The following is a 22222-nucleotide window of genomic DNA, read 5'->3' as shown; positions in this document are numbered from 1 at the left end:
CTTACAGCTTGAGAAGATGCGCGAAATTGTATCCCGCCATGGCCAGGCCAATCCATTCCGCGATCAACCAGCCGCGCATCAGACGGGTCCAGACAGGGTTTTCAACATTGGGCGCACAACGCCACAGACTGACCGTCATCCAGATCAGATAAGGTACCGCCACCGCCGCGCCAAGGGCCATGCCGGTGATCCCGCCGACGTAACCGCCATGGGTGTCCTGGGGCGCGAACATAAGGCCGAGTTGCAGGCCGATGAAGATCATGGCCAGGACACAGGCAAGAACGACGCCCGTGCCGAACATGCCATAAGCCCAGAACACGACCCACAGCCTCTCCCGGCCGTGCCAGCAGCGGGAAAAGATCGGCTCCGGCGGCTCGTCGCCTGGCATTCCACCGCCGCCGTGCAGGTTGATGTATACGGGGGTCTGGTCGTTGATCATCGCGACAACGCCACGAATGCGGAGGCCATGTTGGCGATCACCAGCAAAGCCACCATGCCACGCGCCGTGGTCGGCCAGGTGCCCGGCGTTTCATGGTCGACGGACCGCCACACGCCAATGCACCACCACACGAAAGACGCCATCAAAATCCATTCACACAGCCGCAGCAGACCATCGAGAACATAAAGTTCGCCCGCGAAATAAGGCGACTGCGGCACCCGGAACAGGTTGACCACACCGCGTTCGAGCGCAAAGCCGATAAACCATACGGCACCGCCGCCCCAGAACATGCGCGTCAGGGGAATCTTGCCCTTCCAGCCATCGATGCACCAACGGGCCATGAACTGGGCCACGCCTTCCCGTTTCTGTTCATTCATCGGATCATTCATGGGACGCCCCTATCCAACTACGTCGGCGCGGCCCTGGACGCGCATCAAGGTTTGCTGCAGGGCGGCGCAGGGCAATGCCTGGCCGTCCTTGACCACCACGACTTCGGCACGGCTGACGGTCAGGGTCTTGCCCGGCCGCACCACATAGCCGCGGGCGATCAGTTCCTCCCCGTCGGCGGGCGCCATCAGGTTCAGTTTGTATTCCACGGTCAGAACGCCGTCACCGGGCCCCATCAGGCTGAAAGCGGCGAACCCGCCGGCGCTGTCGGCGATGGTACCGACGACACCGCCGTGGAAAAACCCGTGCTGCTGCGACACGGCGTCCGAATAGGGTAATTCGATCTCGCAATAGCCGGGCCGAACCTCACCCAAACGGGCACCGATATGGCCCATAATGCCCTGCTTGTCGAAACTGTCACGCACGCGTTGAGCAAAGGCGTCGTCGAAGGGCTGGAAGTCGGTGGTCATGATGTCCATTGGGTTGCGGCAGCGTATCGCCGCCAAGGGGCCGCGTGCCCATTATCACCATCGAACGCGCCCCCGCCAGACCAATCGGTGACTAGGTCCCGACCCGCAGCGGGCTGACCAGCCCGCGCAGGGTGGCAATCATGCTAAGCGGCACGATCTTGCCCGTCGCCGGGTTTTCCGCCGTCGGTTCGCCCGCGATGTTCATTTCGACCCGCACGATGTCGGATTCAACGGTGATCCAATGGGTGTTGCGGGTGATCGTCGGATCGGCCCAGACCTCATAGCGCGTTTCATCGACGCCCAGCCCCGCCAAGCCCAGGGCGACCGCCACGTTGACGTTGGCGGGGAATTTGTCGGCGGCGTCACGGACCGAGCCCTCGAACAGCTTTTTCGGGGCGTTCAATCCCATCAGGTTGATGCCCTGCTCCTGCACCCAGCGGGCTTTCTGGAACCCGGCGGGGGGCTTGTGGGTGCGCATGACGACCGATCGCAGGTTGCCTTCGGCGGCGGCACGCACCGTGTCCAGGCCGACCAGCGCCCCCGTCGGCACAACGATAGTGGCGCCGGTTTCGCGGGCCCGGTCGACCAGATCCATATGATGGAGAAGCTGGCTGACCGAAAGCGGCACCAGGATGCGGCCCTGTTCGACTGCCGGGCCGCAGACGTCGAGAAAGTGTTCCGGCGGCGCGCATTCGACGATCACATCGGCGACGGCGGCCAGCTCGGCCAGCTCCATCACCGGGGGCGGCGCCTTCAGATGGGCCAGGCGCCCGGCCGCCCGTTCCTTGTCGCCGGCCGAGACGGCGACAAGTTGCAGGCCCGGCTCTTCGCCGGAATCAAGCCATTCCACCACCGGCAGACCGACAGCGCCCAGGCCGCCCATGGCGACCCGTAGGGGGGTATTCTTGGTATTTTGCAATGATGTATCCTCCGCTCCCTTCCATCTCACAGGGGCGGCCCAAAATCAATCTTGGTCACAAGGGATGGCGGGATCAACCGGCGGCCTTGGTGCGTACCGACGCCCGTTGGGCCAGAAGGTCCTGAGACTGGGCTTCCAGGCGGTCCAGTTCGGCCAGGGTCTCGGCGATGTCTTCCTGCTGGATGCGCAGCTGTTCGCGCCGCAACTGAAGCTTGTCGATGAACAGCTTAAGTTGCGACACCTCGCTGGGATCGACATCGTAAAGGTCAATCATTTCGCGAATCTCGTCGAGCGAAAAGCCCAGCCGCTTGCCCCGCATGATCAGACGCAGGCGCACATGGTCGCGGGAACCGTAGACGCGGCGCTGACCGTCGCGCGCCGGGTTCAGCAGGCCCTTGTCCTCGTAAAACCGGATCGCGCGGGTGGTGATCCCGAACTCGCGCGCCAGTTCGGCGATGCCGAAGGTCGATTGTGTCTGGTCCAATGCCATGGCCGGACTGTAGCTAACGTTTACGTTAACGTAAAGTTTGCCGTGGCGCGCTGGCCCCTTCCCCGCCCCTGCTAGAGCAGGAACACCGCCGCCAGCCCCAGAAAGGCAAAGAAGCCGACCACGTCCGTGACCGTGGTCAGGAACACCGACGACGCAATGGCCGGATCGATCCCGAAACGGTCGAGAACGAGTGGAATCGCGGCCCCGGCCAGGCCCGCGACCACCATGTTGATGATCATGGCCAGGCCGATGATCAGGCCGATCTGCGGTTGCCCGAACCAGAACCAGGCGATGGCGCCCGTGATGACGGCGAACAACACGCCGTTGATGGTGCCGACCAGTACTTCCTTGCCGATCACGCGGTAGGCATTGGTCGCGGTCAGTTCCCGCATGGCCATGGCGCGCACGGCCACGGTCAGGGTCTGCGTACCGGCGTTGCCGCCCATGGAGGCGACGATGGGCATGAGAATGGCCAGGGCCACGATCTGCTCCAGCGTCGTCGCGAACAGGCCGATCACCAGGGACGCCAGGATCGCCGTGAACAGATTGACCAGCAGCCAGCGGAACCGCGCCTTGGTGGTGTCGATGGCGGCGTCGTACAAGTCGTCTTCGCCGACCCCGGCCAACGCCAGCATGTCTTCCTCGTGCTCCTCGTGAATGACGTCGACGACGTCATCGATGGTGATGGCGCCGACCAGGCGCTGCGCCTCGTCGACCACGGGGGCGGATACCAGGTCGCGCTGGCGGAACAGAAAGGCGACGTCTTCCTGGTCCATGTTGACGGAAATCAGCTTCAGTTCCGTCTCCATGATGTCAGAGACCTTCACGGGCCGCTTGGAGCGCAGAAGGTGGCTCAAATGGATCGTGCCGACGGGTTTGTGCGTCGGGTCGACGACGAAGATGTCGTAGAACGAATCCGGCAGGATGTCGTCGTCGCCTTCGGCCGCTTGGCGCATGAAATCAATGGTCTGGCCCACGGTCCAATGGGTCGGCACCGTGACGATTTCCCGCTGCATCAGGCGGCCGGCGGATTCCTCCGGGTAGGACAGGCTTTGTTCGATCAGCCGCCGGTCCGGCGCCGGCATGGCGTCCAGCACCTTCTGCTGTTCGGGGGCCTCCATCTGGTTGACGATTTCCACCGCGTCGTCGGAATCCAGTTCCTGAACGTGGGCGGCGATCTGCTCCGGGGCCATGGCCTCGAAGATTTCCTCGCGCACCGACTCGTCCAGTTCGGCCAGCACGTCGGGCGCCATGTCCGGGCCGATCTCGGTGATCAGCTGTTCACGGCGGTCGGCACTCAGGCGTTCGACGATGTCGGCGACGTCGGCGTAATGCAGGCCGTCGACCAGTTCCTTAAGGCCCGCGGTATCGCCTGCGTCCAGCGCCGTGATGACCGCGGCGTCGACATCGTCATGGGCGGGCTCGAGGCTTTCCTCCGGCTTGGCGGCGGGCTCCATCTCAAGCGTGTCGTCCGGGCGCTCGCTCATGGCACGGGTCTCCGATCCAGGGGTCTAGGCAGCCGCCGATGGCGTGTGATTGCGGGCCGTCCGCATAGGCTCCGCGTGGAACCGACAATAGCCCGAATAGGTTACAATTTCGCCCGGAAAAGCAAAAAACCCGGGCCAAGGCCCGGGTTTTTTCATGCAAATACAAGGTTTGGTGCGGTCGAGAAGACTCGAACTTCCACGGGATCTCTCCCACAGCGACCTCAACGCTGCGCGTCTACCAATTCCGCCACGACCGCATTTTTCCTTGCCGCAAGCACGTCACCTGCGAAATACATGGCGGCAGATAGCAAATCGGCGCACCCATATCAAGCGGAAGCGCGACCACGGTGGAGCAAATAGGAAATTGATGACAGACCAAGGCGTCGAATGGCGGATATCGGACACGCCCGTGGCCTATGACGAAGCCGTGGCCGTGATGGAGGAGCGCGTGGCCGCGATCCGCGCCGGCACCGCGCCGGAAATGGTCTGGCTGCTGGAGCATCCACCGCTCTACACCGCCGGGACCAGCGCCGATCCGGCGGAACTGACGGACCCGGACCGCTTCCCCGTCCATAAGACCGGGCGTGGCGGGCGCTACACCTACCACGGCCCCGGGCAGCGGGTCGGCTACGTGATGCTCGACCTGAAGCGGCGCGGCGAGGATGTGCGCGCCTTCGTCTGCGACCTGGAAAATTGGATCATCCGCGCCCTCGCCCGCTTTAACGTCATCGGTGAACGGCGCGACGGCCGGGTCGGCATCTGGGTTTCCCGGGGGGCGCCGGGGTCAAAACTGTACCGCGAAGACAAGATCGCCGCCATCGGCGTGCGCCTGCGCAAATGGGTGACCTTCCATGGGGTGTCCCTGAACATCGAACCGGACCTCAGCCATTTTGACGGCATCGTCCCCTGCGGGATCGCGGAACACGGGGTGACGTCCCTGGTCGATCTCGGCATCACGGCGTCCACACCCGAGGTCGACGTGATCCTGCGCCAGACCTTCGAAGATGTCTTCGGCAATCTTCATGACTAAGGAGCGGAATTTGCGGGACACCCCCGACAGGGCCGGCATCGAGGCTGCCGGGCTGGACCTTCTCGATCGCCACATGGCGGCGCTGAACGCCTACGACGCCAAGGCCATGGCCGCCCTGATGCATTACCCCCACCCGCGCCTGGCGGAAGGCAAGGTCACCGTCTACGACGGGCCGGACAGCAATCCCATGGACCTGTTCGACCGCCTGAAGGCCCAGGACGACTGGCACCACAGCGAATGGAACGAACGGGAGCTGATCCAGTTCAACGCCGACAAGGCCCATTGGAAGCTGGTCTATACCCGGTTCCGCAGTGATGGCAGCGTCATCGGCGTCTATGATTCCCTCTACATCCTGACCCGCCTGAACGGCCGTTGGGGCATTCAGTCACGGTCCAGCTTCGGCCCCTGACGGCGCCGCCTATTCGAATTCCATCTGCACGAACACGCGCCCGGCGTTGCGGGTCGCCAGTTGCTTGAAGGTGTCGAGGTGGGCAAAGGCCGACTGGTCCACGTAATAGGCGCCCTTCAGGTCGCCGCCACCCTCCAGGTGTTCGCGGATCTTGCCGCGCAGGTAGACCAGGTAGTCGTGGGTGTAGCGCCGCACCTGGGCCATATTGGTCGGATGGCCGTGGCCGGGGATGACATAGGTCGCCTTCAGCCCCTCGAAAGGCCCGGCCCAGGTTTCGATCCAGCCCTTGGTGTCCGTATCGTCGAAGATCGGCGGCATGCGTTCGTGAAAGGCCATGTCGCCGGCGATGACCAGGGATTGTTCGGGCAGCCAGACCTGGGTATCCCCCGGGCTATGGGCCGGGCCCAGGTGCAGAACCTCGATGCGGAAGCCGCCCATCTTGATTTCGCGTTTGTCGGCGAAGGTTTCCGTGGGGCCGACGATCCGTGTGCCCTCGGCCCTCTCCTTCAGCATGCCCTGGGCCGAGGCCAGGATCTGCGCGCCCCGGGCCGCGAATTCCTTGGCCGCGTCCACATGGGCCAGGATCGGCACCATCTGCTCGGCCCAGTATGAATTACCGAGCATGGCATGGCCCTGGCCGTTCTCGTTGATGACCAGCTTTACCGGTTGCGCGGTGATGCGCTTGATCTCGTCGTGCAGGGCTTTGGCCAGAAGGTAGGCCCCGCCGCCGTTGACCACGATCACGCCGTCGCCGGTGACGATGAAGCTGAGGTTGTTGTTGTGTCCCCAATTCTCATAGGTCGGCGGCGCCGTCGCGCCGATCGCTGACCAGACATGGGGGATGACCTCGACCGGCTTGGCGTAAAGGGCGGAGGCCGGATACTGGTCGGCGATGGCTTCGCTGGCCCGTGCGTCGGCGGCGGCCGCGATGCCGAGAATGACGCAGATCAATGCGAATAAACGTTTCATGTGGGAGTCCTGTCGTCGTTGCAGGGTAGGGACCCGGTTGGGGATTGCCCAACTATGCGATAACAGTTAAAAAAAGTCGAATATGAGATTTCGCGCGAATTCTCCCCCGCCTGCCCGCGCGCCAAATGGAGAGGACCACCACCATGAAACAGCTGCATGCCGCCCTCGCCGCCGCCGCCCTCGCCGCCGCCGCCCTTGCCGTCACGGCCCTTGCCGCCCCGCCCGCACAGGCGGAAGGCGAAATCATCAAGGTTCGCATCATGTCGTCGGACTTGGCGGCCACGATCGCCCAGGGCGCCGTCCACACCTGCCGGGAAAAGGGATATCAGGCCGCGGCTGTTGTGCTTGACCGGGCCGGCAACATGATCGCCGCCCAGCGCGATACCCTGGCCAGCCGCCACACCCTGGAAATCGCCGAACGCAAGGCCGGGCTGGTCGTCATGTCCGGCGTGGATTCCGGTGACATGCGCAAAAACCGTGACGACATCCGCCCCGAATTGAACCAGATGCAGGGCATCATCGTGATGGACGGCGGGGTACAGATTCGCGTTGCCGGCTCCCTTGTCGGCGCGGTCGGCGTGTCCGGCGCGCCGGGCGGCGACATCGATGCGGAATGCGCGCGCGGCGGCATCGACAAGGTGCGCGATATCCTCGATTTCGCGGATTAAGCGCTTGTCACGGCAGCGAAAATGACAAAAACCTGACAAAAAATTGCGTTTTATCGTATACAATTTTGTGCCATGGAAAATTAAAAAACTCTACTAACAATCTGATTTATATAATTATTTTAATTCGCCCGTTCGGTCTTATTTTTAAAGTATGACTAACGGCCAGATTTCTCCGCTTAAATATACCGTGTATTGCCGACCATTGCCGCAGACCGGGCCGGTCCGCGCGGCATCGCGTATGAAGGAGAGTCCGCACCATGTCTTTGTTTCTGTCGTTCATGAACAACACGAAGATCCAAACCAAGATCTTCATCGGCTTTGGGATCGTCCTGGCCCTGTTGCTGGTCATCAGCACAACGGGCGGCGTCAGCCTGCAGAGCGGCGAAAGCAACTTCACCCAGTACCGTGAACAAGCCGCCCTGTCGAACCGGGCCGCCATGGTGCAGGCCACCCTGCAGAAGGCTCAATTGGCGGTCGGTGATTACATCACCCAATCGTCGGAGGACGCCATCGCGGAATTCGAGGATCGTATTTCCGAAACCATGACCTTGATCGAGACTCTGGACAGCCAGATTACCGACCCCAAGCGCAAGAAGACGATCACCAACGCCATCGAAAACCTGGGCACTTACCGGTCCGCATTCGATCAGGTCACGTCCCTGCAGACCAAGCGGAACTCCATCGCCCAAAGCCGGATGGACGTCATCGGCCCGGACATGGAAGCCAAACTTACCGCCCTCATGCAGAAGTCCTATGACGAGACGGACGTGTCCGCCGCCTACCACGCGGCGAAGACCCAACGCTCACTGCTGCTCATGCGCCTTTACGCGAACAAGTTCATCACGACCAACCAGCTCGACGATTTCGACAAGGCCATGGAAGCTGCCGCCGTGATGAAGGAAAACGTCGCCGAACTGCAGAACGAACTGTTCGACGAGGACCGCAAGGCCACCACTGCCGAGGTCGCCACGATGCAGGAACAGTACGAAGCCGCGCTTACGGAGGTAAGCGAGGTCATGGCCCAGCGCGACGAGGTCGTGCTCGGCACCATCGGCTTTGTCGGCCCCAATATCGCGGCCTTGATGAACGACCTGCGAAACGATCTGAAGACCGTACAGGAAACCCTCGGGCCGGCCACCAGCAAGGCCATGAAGACGGCGATGATGGTGACCCTGGTGGTCGCCGGGGTCAGCGTCCTGTTGGGCGTTCTGGCGGCGTTACTGATCGGCAACGGCATCGCGCGGCCCGTGACCGCCCTGACGGCTGCCATGACGGCGCTGGCCGGCGGTGACAAGACCGTCGACATTCCCAGCCAGGAAAACGGCGATGAAGTCGGCGACATGGCGCGCGCCGTTCTGGTGTTCAAGGAAAGCATGATCAAGGCCGACGACCTTGCCGCCCGCGAACGGGAGGCCCAGAAACGGCGCGAGGAACGCGGCCGCCAGATCGAGGCCTTGACCGGATCGTTCGATTCCGACGTCTCGGCACTGCTGCAATCCCTAAGCACATCGGCGGCCGAGATGACCTCAACGGCGTCAACCATGTCCAAGATCGCCGACGGCACCAACGAACGAGCATCCGCGGTCGCCGGAGCGGCCGAACAGGCCTCGGCCAATGTCCAGACCGTCGCCACGGCGACGGAGGAGCTGTCCAGTTCGATCCAGGAAATTTCCCGGCAAGTCGCCCAGTCGTCCAACGTCGCCGAACGGGCGGTCACCGAGGCCAACCACACGGACGCGCAGATCCAGGGTCTGGCCCGCGCCGCCCATCGTATCGGCGAGGTCGTCAATTTGATCACCGACATCGCCGAGCAGACCAACCTGTTGGCGCTGAACGCCACCATCGAAGCGGCCCGCGCCGGTGACGCCGGCAAGGGCTTCGCCGTGGTTGCCTCCGAGGTCAAGAATCTGGCCAACCAAACCGCCAAGGCAACCGACGAGATCAGCCAGCAGATTGCCGATATCCAGGCGGAAACCAACGATGCCGTGCGGGCGATCAAATCAATCACCTCGACCATCAACGAGATGAGCGAAATCGCCAGCACCATCGCCTCCGCCGTAGAGGAACAGGGGGCCGCCACCAGCGAGATCGCACGTAACGTGGAACAGGCCTCGACCGGCACCCAGGAGGTCACCTCCAACATCATCGAGGTGACCCATTCGGCCGGTGAAACGGGGACCGCGGCGACCCAGGTCACCAGTGTCGCCAGTTCCCTGAACACCCAGGCCGATCACCTGAAACAGCAGGTCGAGAAATTCCTGAGCGGAGTGCGGGCGGCCTAGACCGTCGGCAGGGCGTCGAACCCGGCCATGCCGGGGGCGGCTGCCGGCGCGCGGGTGACACTTTCGACCCGCGCCGCTGGCGGGCCTTCGTGGCATCTTGCGATCATTTGGTCGACGGCATCTAAAGAGCCCGAAAACACGGCCTCGACCGTGCCGTCGCGGCGGTTGCGGACCCAGCCGCTCAGGCCGAGCGCCCTCGCCTGCTCACAGGTCCAGCCGCGGAACCACACGCCCTGGACCCGGCCGGAAATGACGACATGAACGGTTTCGACGGCATCAGGCATGACGGCGCGTCACCCCCGCGAAATGGTCACTCGAACTCCAGAATGATCTGGTCGACCATCAGGCTGTCGCCGGGGGCCGCCTTGATCTCCTTGATCACGGCGTCCTTTTCGGCCCGCATGACGTTTTCCATCTTCATGGCCTCAAGAACGCAAAGCTCCTCGCCCGCCTTGACCTCCTGCCCGACCGCAACGGCGAGCGAGACCAGCAGGCCCGGCATGGGCGACATCAGGAACTTGGACGTATCGGGCGGCAGTTTTTCCGGAATGTGGCGGTACAACTCAGCCGTGCCGGGGCTGAGCACCAGGGCGCGGGATTCCGTCCCCGCATGGATGATGCGGTAGGCGATATCGACGCGCCCGACCTGCACGCTCTGCGGTTTGCCGTCCAGCGTGAGTTCCATCAGGCTATCGCCGAGCTGCCAATCCGTCCGTAATTTCAAGGTCTTGCCACCATAAGTGACGTCATAACCGCCGTCCGCGGGATCGACGCTGACCGGGTGCGGATCGCGGCCCAGAACGACCACCCAATCGGCGGAAACGGCACGGGAATGGCCCTCGACCTGGCCACTGATATCGGCGGCGCGGTCCTGATAGGCACGGTGCATGGCGGCGGCGACGGCGACGATCAGGGTCGGGTCGTCCTGCACGGCGTCCTTGGGGTTGAAGCCGTCGGGATATTCCTCGGCGATGAAGTTGGTGGAGAATTCGCCTGAGCGCACCCGCTCGTGCGCCATCAGGGCCGACAGGAAGGCGATGTTGTTGGCGATGCCGATAATCTGGAAACGGTCCAGGGCGCGGGCCATCTCGTCCATGGCGGCATTCCGGTCCTTGCCGTAAGTCACCAGCTTGGCGACCATGGGGTCGTAGAACATAGAAATCTCGCCGCCTTCGAACACGCCGGTGTCGACGCGCACGGTTTCCGTCTCGGCCGGCGGGCGGTAGCGCACCAAACGGCCCGTCGACGGCAGGAAGTTGCGGAACGGGTCCTCGGCGTAGATGCGGGCCTCGACGGACCAGCCATTAAGCGGCACGTCTTTCTGGGCAAACGGCAGCTTTTCCCCCGCCGCGACGCGGATCATCAGTTCGACCAGGTCCAGGCCGGTAATGAACTCGGTCACCGGATGTTCGACCTGCAGCCGCGTGTTCATTTCCAGGAAGAAGAAATTCTTGTCCTTGTCGACGATGAATTCCACGGTCCCGGCGGAGCAATAATCCACCGCCTGGGCCAGGGCCACGGCCTGTTCGCCCATGGCCTTGCGGGTCTTGGCGTCGAGGAACGGCGACGGGGCCTCTTCCAGCACCTTCTGGTGGCGGCGCTGGATGGAGCATTCGCGCTCGTTCAGATAGACACAGTTGCCGTGCTTGTCGGCCAGAACCTGAATTTCGATGTGGCGGGGCTGGACGATGTATTTCTCGACGAACACCCGGTCGTCGCCAAAGCTGGACGCGGCCTCGGACCGCGCACGTTCCAGGCCGTCGCGGCATTCTTCGTCGTTATGGGCGATGCGCATGCCCTTGCCGCCGCCGCCGGCCGACGCCTTGAGCATCACCGGATAGCCGATCTTGTTGGCGATCTTGACCGCCATGTCGGGATCCGCAACCGCTTCAGTATGACCGGGAACGACGCTGACCTTGGCCTTTTCCGCCAACTTCTTGGATTCGATCTTGTCGCCCATGGCGTTTATCGCCCCCACGGGCGGGCCGATAAAGGCGACCCCCTTCTTGGCCAAAGCCTCGGCGAACTTGGCGTTTTCCGACAGGAAGCCATAACCCGGATGGACGGCGTCCGCCCCCGTCTGCTCGATGGCGGCGAGAATCTTGTCGATCACCAGATAGCTGTCCGATGACGCGGAGGCGCCGATGTGCACAGCCTCGTCAGCCATTTCCGTATGCAGGGCGAGCTTGTCCGCATCGGAATAGACGGCGACGGTCTTGATCCCCATCTTCTTCGCCGTCTTCATGACGCGACAGGCGATTTCACCCCGGTTGGCGATGAGAATTTTTTTGAACATTATTCGGACGGCCCTGTTTGTTATTTACGTGTTTGAACCTGCGACGGTTCGTCTTTCTGGCCTGAAACGGCCAATCCAGCCCCGCCAATGGTGTAACCGAATTCACACGCTATTGCAGCGCAAAATTCGGCTTCCCGCGTTGATTCTACTAGTAGAATTGGCCGTTTCGGACCTGTTTGCGGCATTCGCCGCCTAGTTCCTTCGGGTCAAGCCATCGAACAACCCCATCACCCAGGCCGCATGCAACGCCAGCGGTGCACCCCATGCAACCATCGGATAAATGAACCACAATTGATCCGGTGTCTTGAGGTAGTTCAAAGCAGCGCAGCCGGCGATGGTGATAAAATATGCCATCAAATGCAGGGCAAAGCCCTTGAGGCGTCGGCGTGTGCGCGCGTCACCGGCAGAATCGTGATCGTTCATGGCGTGTCCTTCATCTGGCCCTTAATCTAGGCCCGCCCCGCCGCTACTGCCAGCACAGGAAGCCGTGATGACCTTAGATTCCCCCCTCCCCCAACCCCGAAGGTGCCCGCCCTGCCGCGCCGCTCGTCGGATTGGTGACGGGACCGGCTCTGTGCATGGCCCTGGCTGCCCTGCCGGCACCCGAGGGCCTGGTGCAGGAAGCCTGGCTGACCGCCGGGGTTGCAATCTGGATGGCCGTGTGGTGGCTGACCCAGGCCGTGCCTCTGGCCGTCACCGCCTTGCTGCCGGTTCTGTTGTTTCCCGTGTTGGGTGTCGCCAAGGCCGCCGACGCGGCCCAGGCATACGCCCATCCCCTGGTGTTCCTATTCCTCGGCGGCTTCGTCATCGCGCTGACCATCGAACGCTGGAACCTACACCGTCGTGTCGCCATCGCCATCGTCTCCCTGGCCGGGGTGCGGCCGGACCGCCTGATCGGCGGCTTCATGCTGGCCACGGCGGGGCTCAGCATGTGGGTATCCAACACGGCGACGACCCTGATGATGGTGCCGATCGGGCTTAGCGTCGTCGCCTTCATCGAGGGCCACCGCCAGGACGGTGTGCCGCCGACACCGGCCCAGGATCGATTTGCCCGCGGCCTGTTGCTCGCCATCGCCTATGCCGCCAGCATCGGTGGCACGGCGACCCTGATCGGCACGCCGCCCAATGCCTTTCTGGCCGGATACCTGGCGCAGAACCATGGGGTAGACCTCGGCTTCGCGCGCTGGATGCTGCTCGGCATTCCCCTGGCGGGGGTCATGCTATTGGCGGCCTGGCTGCTGCTGACGGGGATCCTCTACCCGGCGGAAGGCCTTGACCTGGCCCGTGTCGCCGCCGGCATCGCGGCTGAAAAGGCCCACCTCGCCCCACCCACACGCGGCGAGGCAATGACCGCCATTCTGTTCGCTGCCGTGGCCCTGGCCTGGGTGTTCCAACCCCTGATCGCGGAGGTCGTTCCGGTCAGCGACACGGCCATCGCCCTGACGGGTGCCGTCGCCGCCTTCGCCATCCCCGTGGATCTGAAAAAACGGGAATTCCTGATGGATTGGGACCAAGCCATCCACCTGCCCTGGGGGATTTTGATTCTTCTGGGCGGCGGGTTTTCCCTGGCCGAGGCCATTCAGACGACGGGCCTTGCCGGCTGGCTGGGCGGTCTTGTCGCCGGGGGCAGCCATCTGCCGCTGGTCCTGCTGCTGCTGGCGATCACCGGGCTGGTCGTGTTCCTGACCGAAATTACCTCGAACACGGCAACCGCCGCCGTGTTCATCCCCGTCGCCGCGACGCTTGCCGTCAGCATGGGGTTCGATGCCGTGACCTTCGCCGTGCCCGTGGCCCTGGCCGCCAGTTGCGCCTTCATGATGCCCGTGGCGACCCCGCCCAACGCCATCGTGTTCGCCGCCGGACGGCTCGACGTCATGCACATGTGTGCGGCCGGGATCTTCCTGAACCTGATCGCCACGGCGATGATCGCCGGGGCGGCGCTGGTTCTCGTTCCCCTGGTGTTCGGCTAGCCCTCTTGTCCCGGTTGTCGATGCTCCCGTAATCTGCCCAGGCCTATTCAACAAATTCAAGAAACGGAAACACCCATGACCCGCATCGTCCGCGTCGCCGCCGCCCAACAGGGGCCCAACCTGGAAACCGATAGCCGCGAGGTTATCGTCACCCGCCTGCTCGACATGATGAAGCAGGCCAAATCCAAGGGCGCCGACCTGGTCGTCTATACGGAAACGGCGCTGACCACCTTCTTCCCCCGCTTCTACGCGGAAGACCGCGCCGAGATGGACCTGTGGTTCGAACGCGAAATGCCGAACGACGCAACGCGTCCCCTGTTCGACTACGCCGCCGACAACAAGATCGGCTTTTCCCTTGGATTCGCGGAGCTGACGCCCGACGGCCACCACTTCAACACCCAAATCCTGGTCGACAAGGACGGCAAGACCGTCGGCAAGTACCGCAAGGTCCATCTGCCGGGCCATGCGGAACTGGAACCCGAACGGCGCTTCCAACACCTGGAAAAGCGCTATTTCGAGCCGGGCAACCTGGGCTTTCCCGTGTGGCGCACCATGGGCGGGGTCATGGGCATGTGCATCTGCAACGACCGTCGCTGGCCGGAAACCTATCGGGTCATGGGTCTGCAAGGGGTCGAACTGGTGATGCTCGGCTACAACACGCCCAGTTGGAACGGCCTCGGCGGCCCGGACACCCCGGAACTGCGCATGCATCATTCGCGCCTTTCCATGCAGGCCGGGGCTTATCAGAACGCGACCTGGGTGGTCGGCGTCGCCAAGGCCGGTGAGGAAGCACCCGGCTATCACCTGATGGGTGGGTCCTGCATCATCAACCCGGACGGCCAGGTGGTGGCCGAGGCCCAGACCGAAGACGACGAGGTCATCGTCCATGACTGCGACCTGGATGCCTGCGCATTCTTGAAAAACTCCACCTTCAACTTCGACACCCACCGGCGCACGGAACATTACGGCCTGATCACGGAGCGCACCGGCGCCGTGCCACCGCCGGAGTAACGGCCGCCATGAACGTCCTCATCGTCCACGCCCATCCGGAACCGAGGTCGTTCAACACGGCGCTGCGCGATCATTCCGTCAAGATTCTTGACGGCTTGGGACATGCAGCAAAGGTCTCGGACCTTTACGCCATGGACTTCAACCCGGTGGCGGGACCGGCGGATTTCGGAGACCGTGCCGACCCAAACTATCTGGTCTATGCGCTCGAACAACGCCACGGCCATGAGACCGGCACCCTCGCGCCCGATATCGCGGCCGAGATCGAGAAACTGAAGTGGTGCGACCTACTGATCCTGCATTTCCCGCTCTACTGGTTTTCCGTGCCGGCGATCCTCAAGGGCTGGATCGACCGGGTGTTGATCTCGGGCCTGACCTACGGTGGGCGGCGGTTCTATGACCGGGGCGGATTGGCGGGGAAGCGCGCCATGCTGACCCTGACGCTCGGCGGGCGGGAACACATGCTGGACAGTGACGCCGCGATCCACGGGCACCTCGACGACATGCTGAAGCCGCTGTTGCAGGGCACCCTGGCCTATACGGGGATGACCGTGCTGCCGCCCTTCGTCGCCTGGCACGTGCCCTATGTGGATGACGCCACGCGGGCGGGATATCTTGATGCATATGGCGAGCGCCTGCGGACCCTGGACACCCTCGCGCCCCTCACCTTTCCCTCGCTCGACAACTTCGACGATGCCATGCGGCCCAAGTAGGGCTGGATAACGGCTGGTCCCCCGGCCAGCGCTGGGCTAAACCTTTGGTCATCTTCATGCCGTTTGTTCGAGAGCGCCCAACGTGAATTTACTGCAAGAGGCATTCGCCGCGCACCAATCCGGCAGACTTCAGGATGCCCAGCGCCTGTACCGCGAATTCATCCGCGCCAACCCCGGCCATGCGGAAGCCCATCATCTGCTCGGCGTCGCCTGCATGCAGATGGGCGACCTGCTCGGCGCCATCGAGTCCTTGACCCAGGCGACCCGGCTGAACGACAAAAATCCGAATTATTTCAATAACCTGGGCTTGGCGCAGTTCTATCGGAACGACCCCGCCTCGGCACGCGCCAACTACCAGCGCGCCCTCGCCCTTGCTCCCAAGAACGCCGACACGCTGAACAACCTGGGCATGGCTCAGCAACGGCTTGACGACCTGGACGGGGCGATCGCAAGCTTCAAGACCGCCCTCCAGATCACCCCGGACGAACCGGAAATCCTCCATAATTACGGCATTGCGCTGCGTGACGGCGGTCAGCACGCCGCGGCCATGGCGGCCCTGAAAAAAGCCATCGACGTCAGCGGCGGCATCCCCGACACCCACGCCGCGCTGGCGTCCCTGCAGTTCCTGTTCGATCAGTACGACGACGCCCTGGAATCCTGCTGGGCCGCGGTCAAGCTCGACCCGCTGCATATCGACGCCCATAAGACCTTCAAGGGACTCATGAACGCCATGAACCGCGAGGACGAGCGCTACGACACCTTCCGTTGGGCGCTGGACGCCATGCCGCAGAACCCTAAGGTCTACGAACAATACGGCTGGGAACTGGCCCAGGACGAACAATTCGCCGAGGCCGAGCCGATCCTGCGCCGCGCCCTGGAGATCGATCCGGACCAAGCCATCGCGCTGACCTGCCTCGGCTGGTCTCTGTCCATGCAGGGACAGCACGATGAAGCCCTGACCCATCATGCCAGGGCGGGCGAGCTGGAGCCGGACAATCCGCAAATTCTGGAAAGCCACGGGCAAAGCCTGATCCGCGCCGGCCGCGCTGCGGATGCCGTGACTGTGCTCATGAAGGCCCATCGGATCGTTCCGCGCATGAGTTCCGTCATCGGCACCATGACCATCGCCATGGTCGAAGCCGAGGACCCGGCCGTTGACGATTTCGTGGATTACGATACCGACGTGGTCACCCAAGTGCTGCCCACGCCCCCCGGGTTTTCGGACATCAAGGCCTTTAACGACACCCTCCACACCGAGCTTGAGAAGCACCATCAAAAAGGCTCTCTGCCCCTTGATCAGACCATGCGCGGCGGCACGCAAATCCCCAACAACCTGTTCAAGAACGCGTCCGGCAATGTCCTGATCGTTCGGAACCTGATCCTTGATGCGATCCGCGCCTACGTCGACGGCCTGCAGGACGACCCCGAGCACCCGTTCCTGCGCTACATCAATCGGGATTTCCAGTTTACCGGCGCTTGGTCGACGATCCTCTACGGTGCCGGATATGACGCCAGCCACGTCCATAACGAAGGCTGGCTGTCGGGGGTTTACTACGTGAAGACCCCCGACCTGGACGAAGCGCGATGGGCGTCCGGTGAAGGCTGCATTCAATTCGGCGCCCCGCCCGACACCTTCGTCAGCGATCGGAACCGGACCCGCCGCCTGATCCGGCCGCAACCGGGGCTATTGGTGCTGTTCCCGTCCTATGTCTGGCACGGCGTCAAACCATTCACTCAGGAAGGCCTACGCCACTCAATCGCCTTCGACATCCGCTGACACGGATGTCCTAAACCACCTCGCCGCAGGCGTGACCCGAAGCCCAGGCCCATTGGAAGTTGAAGCCGCCCAGGTGGCCGGTCACGTCCACCCCCTCGCCGATGAAATAGAGTCCCGGAACGTCCCGGGCTTCCATGGTCTTTGACGACAGGTCCCGCGTATCGACCCCGCCGACGGTGACTTCGGCCGTGCGCTCGCCCTCGCTGCCGGCCGGCGTGACGGCCCAGGCGTTGACCTGCGTGGCGAGGGCCCGCAATCGCTTGTCCGGCTGATCGGCCAGGCGCCCGAGGCAGCCCGTCCATTCACACAGCCGCTGCGCCAGGCTTTTCGGCAGGACCTGGGCCAGCGCCGTGGGCACTTCCTTCTTCGGCTGGTCCTGCTTCAATTCTTTCAGCATCGGGAACAGGTCCATGCCCGGCAGCAGATCGAACTGAATGGTGTCGCCGGGCCGCCAGTAGGATGAAATCTGCAGCACCACCGGTCCGCTGAGCCCGCGATGGGTGAACAGCAGCGCCTCGGCAAAGCGTACCTTGCCCAAGGTCGCCGTCGCATCGACCGAAACCCCGGAAAGTCCTTCGAGCTTTGCCAGCATGTTGCGGTCAAAGGTCAGCGGCACCAACCCCGGGCGTGGCGTGACGACGCGCAGCCCGAACTGTTTGGCGACGTCATAGGCGAAGCGGCTGGCCCCCATCTTGGGGATCGACGGGCCGCCCGTGGCGATAACCAGGGCCGAACCTGAAAACACCCCCTTGTCCGTGTGCACGCGAAACCGCTCATCGTCCCGGGCGACCGCGGTCACGTTGACCGCCGTACGGATCTCGGCACCACGTGCCTCGGCCAGCAGCATGTCGATGATCTGCTGCGCGCTGTCGTCGCAGAACAATTGGCCCAGGGTTTTTTCGTGATAGGCGATGCCGTGTTTTTCCACGAGGGAGATGAAATCGCGCTGGGTATAGCGCTTGAGCGCCGACACGCAGAAATGCGGATTGTCCGACAGGAAGTTCGCGGGAGACGCATGCAGGTTGGTGAAATTGGCGCGGCCGCCGCCGGAAATACGCACCTTCTGCGCGACCTGGGCGTTGCGTTCCAGAACCAAAACGCGACGGCCGCGCTTAACCGCCCCGGCGGCACACATCAGCCCTGCCGCGCCGCCGCCGATGATGATGACGTCAACGTCCTCCATCCGCGTCCTATAGCCGACTGCCGGCTCATTCCCAAGCTTAGGTTATTGTCAGGTTTTACGTTTCAAGAGGAAGCCCCAGTAGACATCCGGTCCGATGGAAAGCGGGATGTTGATATCATGTGCCCAGATTTGTTCGAACCCGGCCCGGGCGAACAGGTGCTGCCACATGGTCTTGCCCATGACGCTGTAGTGATTGGGATTGCTTTCATGCTGGGCAACGGTTTCCGGTGCCGGCACCTCGACATACAATCCACCGCCCGTCGTCAGCAACCGGTTGAACTCGGACAGGGTAAACATCGGAAAAATGCTGTGCTCCAGCGCATGGCGGCACCAGATGAAATCGAACGACCCATCGTCAAAATCCAGATCCGACATGTCCATCTCGGCCACATCGAAACCCTTCTCGCGGCATATCGCGACATCGTCGCCGAGTGTAATGCCAGTGGCGGAAATACCCTTCTTCTTGAATTCAGCCAGCGCCGGGCCCTGCCCACAACCAACATCAAGCACACGCTGATCAGGACGGAGATCGCCCTTCGACACCAGGAGATCAACGATCTGAGTCGTGATCTGTTCGTGCAGGTCACTGCTTTCTTCGGGATAGATGTCGCCTTTTCTTGCTTCCAAGAAGGCAGACAGGCGATCGAACATGGTCATAAACAAGCCAAAGGTTGCATTTCAAGGTACCGCAACACCATGTCACAGAGCAGCCTCGAAATCCCAGGCCAATTTTCCCTACCGTGGGCGTCACCAAGTGCTGCCGCCCCTTCCCTTTAAGAAGGCAACAAGCTGTCCCACGGCCTGCTGAAACGCGCGGGCGCGTAGCAACCGCGCTTTCCTGAGCCCGGCATCGATCGCGTCCTGGCTGACGGTGGAATTCAACCGGCCAATTGGTGAATGCAGGCCGACTTCGTCGATCTGCTGCAGTGCATTGTTGGACAGGATGTTCATGGCGGGGTCTCCGGCTCCGAACGTCAACGCATTATAACTTGCATAAAGCAAGTTAATTTGTTTTACGCAGTTTACTTGCTTTATGCAAGTTGTTTTTTTATGCTGTGGGAATGAAGAACGAGACCAAAAAGCACGACAGCAACTGCCTGGTCGCCTACGGCATCGACACCTTCGGCGACCGCTGGTCGTTCCTGGTGCTGCGCGACATGATGCTCTACGGCAAGCGCCGCTATGGCGAGTTTCTCTGCTGCGAGGAACAGATCGCGACCAACGTCCTGGCCCAACGCCTGAAGCACCTGGAACGCGAAGGAATCATTTCAAAGGCGCGTGATCCGGAAAATCGCCGCAGCTATATCTACAGCCTCACGGACAAGGGCCTGGACCTGGCCCCCGTGCTGCTTGAAATCATCCGCTGGAGCAGCCGCCATCTGAAAATGGACGCCCGCCGTCGCCGTCTGCTGAAACGCATCGAAACGGACCGCGACGGCATCCTGGCGGACATTCGCGCCGGCCGGGCGATTCTGACCGCGCCCTGACGCCCCCAGCGAAAACCAAAATCCCCCGCAACGGCCGGGCCGGTGCGAGGGATCACTGGAATGGCGGCCGATTACCTGGCCGGCCAGAATTTCAGGCGATCAGATTGCGCCCTCTTCCTTAAGCTTGGCGAGTTCTTCCTTGGAAATCCCCAGCTCACCGCACAGGATTTCCTCATTGCTCTGACCTTTGCGCTGACCGGGATGACGGACTTTCGCCGGGGTCTCGGACATGAACGGGAACGCGTTGGTCATACGCAGCTTGCCCAGGTCTTCATCCTCGATTTCGATGATGTCGTTGCGCGCCTGGTACTGCGGATCCTGGTAAATCTGGTCGATGGTATAGGCCGGACCGATGGCGGCTTCTGCCTTCTCGAACTCGTCCAGAACCGTCTTCAGGTCGTGTTGCTTGATCCACCCGGCGACGATCCCGTCGATCTCATCGATATGCTTGACCCGGTCCTGCGGCGTTTGGAACCGAGGATCGGCCGCGACCTCCGGCCCACCGCAAAGCGTCAGAACCCTAGTCACGATGGCAGGAGAGTTGGTCGAGATCGCAACCCAATGCCCGTCCTTGGACTGGTAGGTGTTGCGCGGCGCGTTGTTCTTCGACCGGTTGCCCCAGCGCTGCTGGACCACGCCCAATTGGTCGTACTCCATGGGCTGCGGGCCCATGACCTGGAACAGGGGTTCGTAGATGGACAGGTCGATGTACTGCCCTTCCCCCGACCCTTGGGCGTCACGGTGGTACAGCGCGAACATCGCGGCGAAGGTGCCGTAGGCCGCCGCCACGCCGTCGGCCAGGCCGAAGTTCGGCAGGGTCGGCGGACCCTCGGGAACACCCGTGATGCTGGCGAAACCGGAGAACGCTTCCGCGATCGTGCCGAAGCCGGGCCGGTTCTTATAGGGGCCGGTCTGGCCGAAGCCGGTGACCCGCACCATCACCAAGCGTGGGTTGATCTTCTTCAGGTCCTCCCAGCCCAAGCCCCATTTTTCCATGGTGCCGGTGCGGAAGTTTTCGATCAGCACGTCCGCCGTCTTGACCAATTCCTTGAACAGGGCCTGGCCCTTTTCATGGCTGAAGTTCAGGGTGACGCACCGCTTGTTGCGGTTGGCCATCTTGAACCACAGGCCGACGCCGTCCTTCTTCTGGCCCGTTTCCCGCAGCACGTCACCGCGTGGATGTTCGACCTTGATGACGTCGGCGCCGAAATCACCCATCAGCATGCCGATGGTCGGCCCAGCGATGACCGTGGCGGCATCAATGACCCGCAGCCCCTTCAACGGGGGCGTATTCTGTTCTGTCACGTTGATATCCTTCAGGCGGCGTTTGGTTCGGGAACGGCGAAGTCTTCGGGCCGCAGGAAGATGGTCGTGCGCCGGGCGAACCGGGGTTTGGTCATATCAAAGGCCTCGCGGCGGTGCCACAGGCGCGCATTGTCCCACATCACCACGTCGCCGTTGCGCCAGGTATGGGTGTAAACGAACTTGTCCTGCAGCATGTGCTGGGTCAGGGCCTCAAGCAACTCCTTGCTTTCCGCTTCCTCCAGCCCGTCGATGCCGACGGTCTTGTTCGGGTCGATGTACACGGACTTCTGCCCCGTCGCCGGGCTTTCCAGCCCGATGTCGTGGGTCGCTGCGGGGGTACGTTCGTGGATTTTCTTCATCTCCTCGGGATTATTTCCGAGGTCCAGGATCGTCGTCGAATCCTTGCGGTCGGCGTACTTGGCCGTGGCGCGGCGGCCTTCGATCGCCTTGCGCAGATTGTCCGGCAGGGTTTCATAGCCGAGCCTGGTATTGCAGTAGGACGTGCGGCCTTCGTTCTCCGGCATTTCGGCGGCATAGAAAATCGAGCCAGAGGCCGGACGCAGGCGATAAATCTGGTCGTGGTGCCAATAAACCTCGTAGTTCCCAAGCCCGCCGAGCGGCGTGCCGTCGGGGCGTTTCAGGTTGGTGATGTAGATGATTTCCGGATTGTCCGGCGACAGCATGTCGTCGCGCACGATGATGTCCATCTCGCCGAACCGCCGCGAATATTCGACCTGCTGTTTTTCGCTCAGGCTTTGGCGGCGCAACAGCAACAGAGGTTCCTGCTGCCATAACTTGTAGATCGCATCGAAGGTTTCATCAGTCAACTCGGACAGATCGACGTCCAGGATTTCCAGGCCGAAAGTGTCCGTCAGGGGTCGGGTGCGCAGTTGCATTTGGGGGGTTCCTCAGGTTTTTTGAACGGGCACATTG

General features: G+C 62.6%; 24 protein-coding genes and 1 tRNA gene. 9 read left to right on the top strand and 16 right to left on the bottom strand.

From position 1 onward, the window contains the following. Position 1: 1 nt before the first annotated feature. The 7 genes from KFF05_07845 to KFF05_07815 form a co-directional block, all read right to left on the bottom strand. A complete protein-coding gene (locus KFF05_07845; GenBank protein ID UTW53250.1) occupies positions 2 to 439 on the bottom strand; it encodes a hypothetical protein in 438 nt (145 codons plus the stop codon). Continuing rightward, positions 436 to 828, bottom strand: coding sequence for a hypothetical protein (locus KFF05_07840; GenBank protein UTW53249.1), 393 nt, complete (start codon positions 826 to 828; stop codon positions 436 to 438). The genes KFF05_07845 and KFF05_07840 overlap by 4 nt, the downstream gene beginning before the upstream one ends. A 9-nt stretch (positions 829 to 837) precedes the next feature. Beyond that, a complete protein-coding gene (locus KFF05_07835) occupies positions 838 to 1305 on the bottom strand; it encodes a PaaI family thioesterase (protein UTW53248.1) in 468 nt (155 codons plus the stop codon). An 82-nt stretch (positions 1306 to 1387) separates the two neighbouring features. Beyond that, the gene (locus tag KFF05_07830) at positions 1388 to 2179 is read right to left on the bottom strand and encodes an aspartate dehydrogenase (GenBank protein ID UTW53623.1); all 792 of its coding nucleotides are present in this window, start codon (positions 2177 to 2179) and stop codon (positions 1388 to 1390) included. A 109-nt stretch (positions 2180 to 2288) separates the two neighbouring features. Next, positions 2289 to 2705 (bottom strand): MerR family DNA-binding transcriptional regulator, encoded by a 417-nt coding sequence (locus KFF05_07825; GenBank protein ID UTW53247.1) that lies wholly within the window; start codon positions 2703 to 2705, stop codon positions 2289 to 2291. A 71-nt stretch (positions 2706 to 2776) separates the two neighbouring features. Then, on the bottom strand, positions 2777 to 4192 hold the full coding sequence (mgtE, locus tag KFF05_07820) for a magnesium transporter (GenBank protein UTW53246.1): 1416 nt from the start codon (positions 4190 to 4192) through the stop codon (positions 2777 to 2779). A gap of 170 nt (positions 4193 to 4362) precedes the next feature. Next, positions 4363 to 4449, bottom strand: a tRNA-Leu gene (locus KFF05_07815). Between the two features lie 110 nt (positions 4450 to 4559). Here KFF05_07815 and lipB point away from each other — a divergent pair. Together lipB and KFF05_07805 are read left to right on the top strand one after the other, a co-directional pair. Beyond that, positions 4560 to 5222, top strand: coding sequence for a lipoyl(octanoyl) transferase LipB (gene lipB / locus KFF05_07810; protein ID UTW53245.1), 663 nt, complete (start codon positions 4560 to 4562; stop codon positions 5220 to 5222). A gap of 10 nt (positions 5223 to 5232) precedes the next feature. Beyond that, a complete protein-coding gene (locus KFF05_07805) occupies positions 5233 to 5631 on the top strand; it encodes a hypothetical protein (protein UTW53244.1) in 399 nt (132 codons plus the stop codon). A gap of 9 nt (positions 5632 to 5640) precedes the next feature. Here the strand turns inward: KFF05_07805 and KFF05_07800 are convergent, their stop codons facing one another. Continuing rightward, positions 5641 to 6600 (bottom strand): MBL fold metallo-hydrolase, encoded by a 960-nt coding sequence (locus tag KFF05_07800; GenBank protein ID UTW53243.1) that lies wholly within the window; start codon positions 6598 to 6600, stop codon positions 5641 to 5643. Between the two features lie 143 nt (positions 6601 to 6743). On the opposite strand from KFF05_07800, the gene KFF05_07795 reads away from it, so the two are divergent. After that, on the top strand, positions 6744 to 7268 hold the full coding sequence (locus KFF05_07795; protein ID UTW53242.1) for a heme-binding protein: 525 nt from the start codon (positions 6744 to 6746) through the stop codon (positions 7266 to 7268). Between the two features lie 257 nt (positions 7269 to 7525). Further along, on the top strand, positions 7526 to 9550 hold the full coding sequence (locus tag KFF05_07790; GenBank protein UTW53241.1) for a HAMP domain-containing protein: 2025 nt from the start codon (positions 7526 to 7528) through the stop codon (positions 9548 to 9550). Here KFF05_07790 and KFF05_07785 read toward each other — a convergent pair. From KFF05_07785 to KFF05_07775, 3 genes are all read right to left on the bottom strand, one after another. Beyond that, positions 9547 to 9834 (bottom strand): acylphosphatase, encoded by a 288-nt coding sequence (locus tag KFF05_07785; protein ID UTW53240.1) that lies wholly within the window; start codon positions 9832 to 9834, stop codon positions 9547 to 9549. The two genes, KFF05_07790 and KFF05_07785, sit on opposite strands and share 4 nt — an antisense overlap. A 26-nt stretch (positions 9835 to 9860) precedes the next feature. Then, positions 9861 to 11846, bottom strand: coding sequence for an acetyl/propionyl/methylcrotonyl-CoA carboxylase subunit alpha (locus KFF05_07780; GenBank protein ID UTW53239.1), 1986 nt, complete (start codon positions 11844 to 11846; stop codon positions 9861 to 9863). Positions 11847 to 12038: 192 nt separating this feature from the next. Next, positions 12039 to 12269: a 2TM domain-containing protein gene (locus tag KFF05_07775; protein ID UTW53238.1), complete on the bottom strand. Its 231-nt coding sequence runs from the start codon at positions 12267 to 12269 to the stop codon at positions 12039 to 12041. 155 nt (positions 12270 to 12424) lie between these two features. Here KFF05_07775 and KFF05_07770 point away from each other — a divergent pair, with 155 nt between their 5' ends. The 4 genes from KFF05_07770 to KFF05_07755 all read left to right on the top strand — a co-directional run bounded on the left by KFF05_07770 (position 12425) and on the right by KFF05_07755 (position 17314). After that, on the top strand, positions 12425 to 13816 hold the full coding sequence (locus KFF05_07770; protein UTW53237.1) for an SLC13/DASS family transporter: 1392 nt from the start codon (positions 12425 to 12427) through the stop codon (positions 13814 to 13816). A gap of 75 nt (positions 13817 to 13891) precedes the next feature. Then, entirely contained in the window at positions 13892 to 14827 is a 936-nt protein-coding gene (locus KFF05_07765) for an N-carbamoyl-D-amino-acid hydrolase (GenBank protein UTW53236.1), read from the top strand. Between the two features lie 8 nt (positions 14828 to 14835). Continuing rightward, on the top strand, positions 14836 to 15537 hold the full coding sequence (locus tag KFF05_07760) for an NAD(P)H-dependent oxidoreductase (GenBank protein UTW53235.1): 702 nt from the start codon (positions 14836 to 14838) through the stop codon (positions 15535 to 15537). Between the two features lie 82 nt (positions 15538 to 15619). Beyond that, positions 15620 to 17314 carry a tetratricopeptide repeat protein gene (locus KFF05_07755; protein ID UTW53234.1) on the top strand — a complete coding sequence of 565 codons (1695 nt, stop codon included), beginning with the start codon at positions 15620 to 15622 and terminating at the stop codon, positions 17312 to 17314. A gap of 10 nt (positions 17315 to 17324) precedes the next feature. Here the strand turns inward: KFF05_07755 and KFF05_07750 are convergent, their stop codons facing one another. The 3 genes from KFF05_07750 to KFF05_07740 form a co-directional block, all read right to left on the bottom strand. After that, on the bottom strand, positions 17325 to 18497 hold the full coding sequence (locus tag KFF05_07750; GenBank protein UTW53233.1) for an NAD(P)/FAD-dependent oxidoreductase: 1173 nt from the start codon (positions 18495 to 18497) through the stop codon (positions 17325 to 17327). Positions 18498 to 18545: 48 nt separating this feature from the next. Then, entirely contained in the window at positions 18546 to 19154 is a 609-nt protein-coding gene (locus KFF05_07745) for a methyltransferase domain-containing protein (protein ID UTW53232.1), read from the bottom strand. Between the two features lie 90 nt (positions 19155 to 19244). Beyond that, complete coding sequence (locus KFF05_07740; protein ID UTW53231.1) at positions 19245 to 19448, bottom strand: hypothetical protein; 204 nt, start codon at positions 19446 to 19448, stop codon at positions 19245 to 19247. A 110-nt stretch (positions 19449 to 19558) separates the two neighbouring features. On the opposite strand from KFF05_07740, the gene KFF05_07735 reads away from it, so the two are divergent. Then, the gene (locus tag KFF05_07735) at positions 19559 to 19984 is read left to right on the top strand and encodes a helix-turn-helix transcriptional regulator (protein ID UTW53230.1); all 426 of its coding nucleotides are present in this window, start codon (positions 19559 to 19561) and stop codon (positions 19982 to 19984) included. A 99-nt stretch (positions 19985 to 20083) separates the two neighbouring features. Here the strand turns inward: KFF05_07735 and KFF05_07730 are convergent, their stop codons facing one another. Both KFF05_07730 and KFF05_07725 read right to left on the bottom strand, forming a co-directional pair. Continuing rightward, a complete protein-coding gene (locus KFF05_07730) occupies positions 20084 to 21304 on the bottom strand; it encodes a CoA transferase (protein UTW53622.1) in 1221 nt (406 codons plus the stop codon). Then, complete coding sequence (locus KFF05_07725) at positions 21301 to 22185, bottom strand: TauD/TfdA family dioxygenase (protein UTW53229.1); 885 nt, start codon at positions 22183 to 22185, stop codon at positions 21301 to 21303. The genes KFF05_07730 and KFF05_07725 overlap by 4 nt, the downstream gene beginning before the upstream one ends. Between the last annotated feature and the right edge of the window lie 37 nt (positions 22186 to 22222).

The sequence above is a fragment of the bacterium SCSIO 12827 genome, from assembly GCA_024397995.1.
Lineage (GTDB): Bacteria > Pseudomonadota > Alphaproteobacteria > Rhodospirillales > Casp-alpha2 > UBA1479.
Note: the sequence above shows the minus strand (reverse complement) of the source record. Positions and strands in the feature narration are given on the sequence as shown.

Coding starts and splice junctions, on each gene's coding strand:
- KFF05_07835 (UTW53248.1), bottom strand. CDS start 1,305: ATGGACATCATGACCACCGACTTCCAGCCCTTCGACGACGCCTTTGCT.
- KFF05_07770 (UTW53237.1), top strand. CDS start 12,425: ATGGCCCTGGCTGCCCTGCCGGCACCCGAGGGCCTGGTGCAGGAAGCC.
- KFF05_07760 (UTW53235.1), top strand. CDS start 14,836: ATGAACGTCCTCATCGTCCACGCCCATCCGGAACCGAGGTCGTTCAAC.
- KFF05_07765 (UTW53236.1), top strand. CDS start 13,892: ATGACCCGCATCGTCCGCGTCGCCGCCGCCCAACAGGGGCCCAACCTG.
- KFF05_07750 (UTW53233.1), bottom strand. CDS start 18,497: ATGGAGGACGTTGACGTCATCATCATCGGCGGCGGCGCGGCAGGGCTG.
- KFF05_07740 (UTW53231.1), bottom strand. CDS start 19,448: ATGAACATCCTGTCCAACAATGCACTGCAGCAGATCGACGAAGTCGGC.
- KFF05_07775 (UTW53238.1), bottom strand. CDS start 12,269: ATGAACGATCACGATTCTGCCGGTGACGCGCGCACACGCCGACGCCTC.
- lipB (UTW53245.1), top strand. CDS start 4,560: ATGACAGACCAAGGCGTCGAATGGCGGATATCGGACACGCCCGTGGCC.
- KFF05_07745 (UTW53232.1), bottom strand. CDS start 19,154: ATGACCATGTTCGATCGCCTGTCTGCCTTCTTGGAAGCAAGAAAAGGC.
- KFF05_07825 (UTW53247.1), bottom strand. CDS start 2,705: ATGGCATTGGACCAGACACAATCGACCTTCGGCATCGCCGAACTGGCG.
- KFF05_07840 (UTW53249.1), bottom strand. CDS start 828: ATGAATGATCCGATGAATGAACAGAAACGGGAAGGCGTGGCCCAGTTC.
- KFF05_07830 (UTW53623.1), bottom strand. CDS start 2,179: ATGGGCGGCCTGGGCGCTGTCGGTCTGCCGGTGGTGGAATGGCTTGAT.
- KFF05_07735 (UTW53230.1), top strand. CDS start 19,559: ATGAAGAACGAGACCAAAAAGCACGACAGCAACTGCCTGGTCGCCTAC.
- KFF05_07790 (UTW53241.1), top strand. CDS start 7,526: ATGTCTTTGTTTCTGTCGTTCATGAACAACACGAAGATCCAAACCAAG.
- KFF05_07800 (UTW53243.1), bottom strand. CDS start 6,600: ATGAAACGTTTATTCGCATTGATCTGCGTCATTCTCGGCATCGCGGCC.
- KFF05_07725 (UTW53229.1), bottom strand. CDS start 22,185: ATGCAACTGCGCACCCGACCCCTGACGGACACTTTCGGCCTGGAAATC.
- KFF05_07795 (UTW53242.1), top strand. CDS start 6,744: ATGAAACAGCTGCATGCCGCCCTCGCCGCCGCCGCCCTCGCCGCCGCC.
- mgtE (UTW53246.1), bottom strand. CDS start 4,192: ATGAGCGAGCGCCCGGACGACACGCTTGAGATGGAGCCCGCCGCCAAG.
- KFF05_07780 (UTW53239.1), bottom strand. CDS start 11,846: ATGTTCAAAAAAATTCTCATCGCCAACCGGGGTGAAATCGCCTGTCGC.
- KFF05_07845 (UTW53250.1), bottom strand. CDS start 439: ATGATCAACGACCAGACCCCCGTATACATCAACCTGCACGGCGGCGGT.
- KFF05_07785 (UTW53240.1), bottom strand. CDS start 9,834: ATGCCTGATGCCGTCGAAACCGTTCATGTCGTCATTTCCGGCCGGGTC.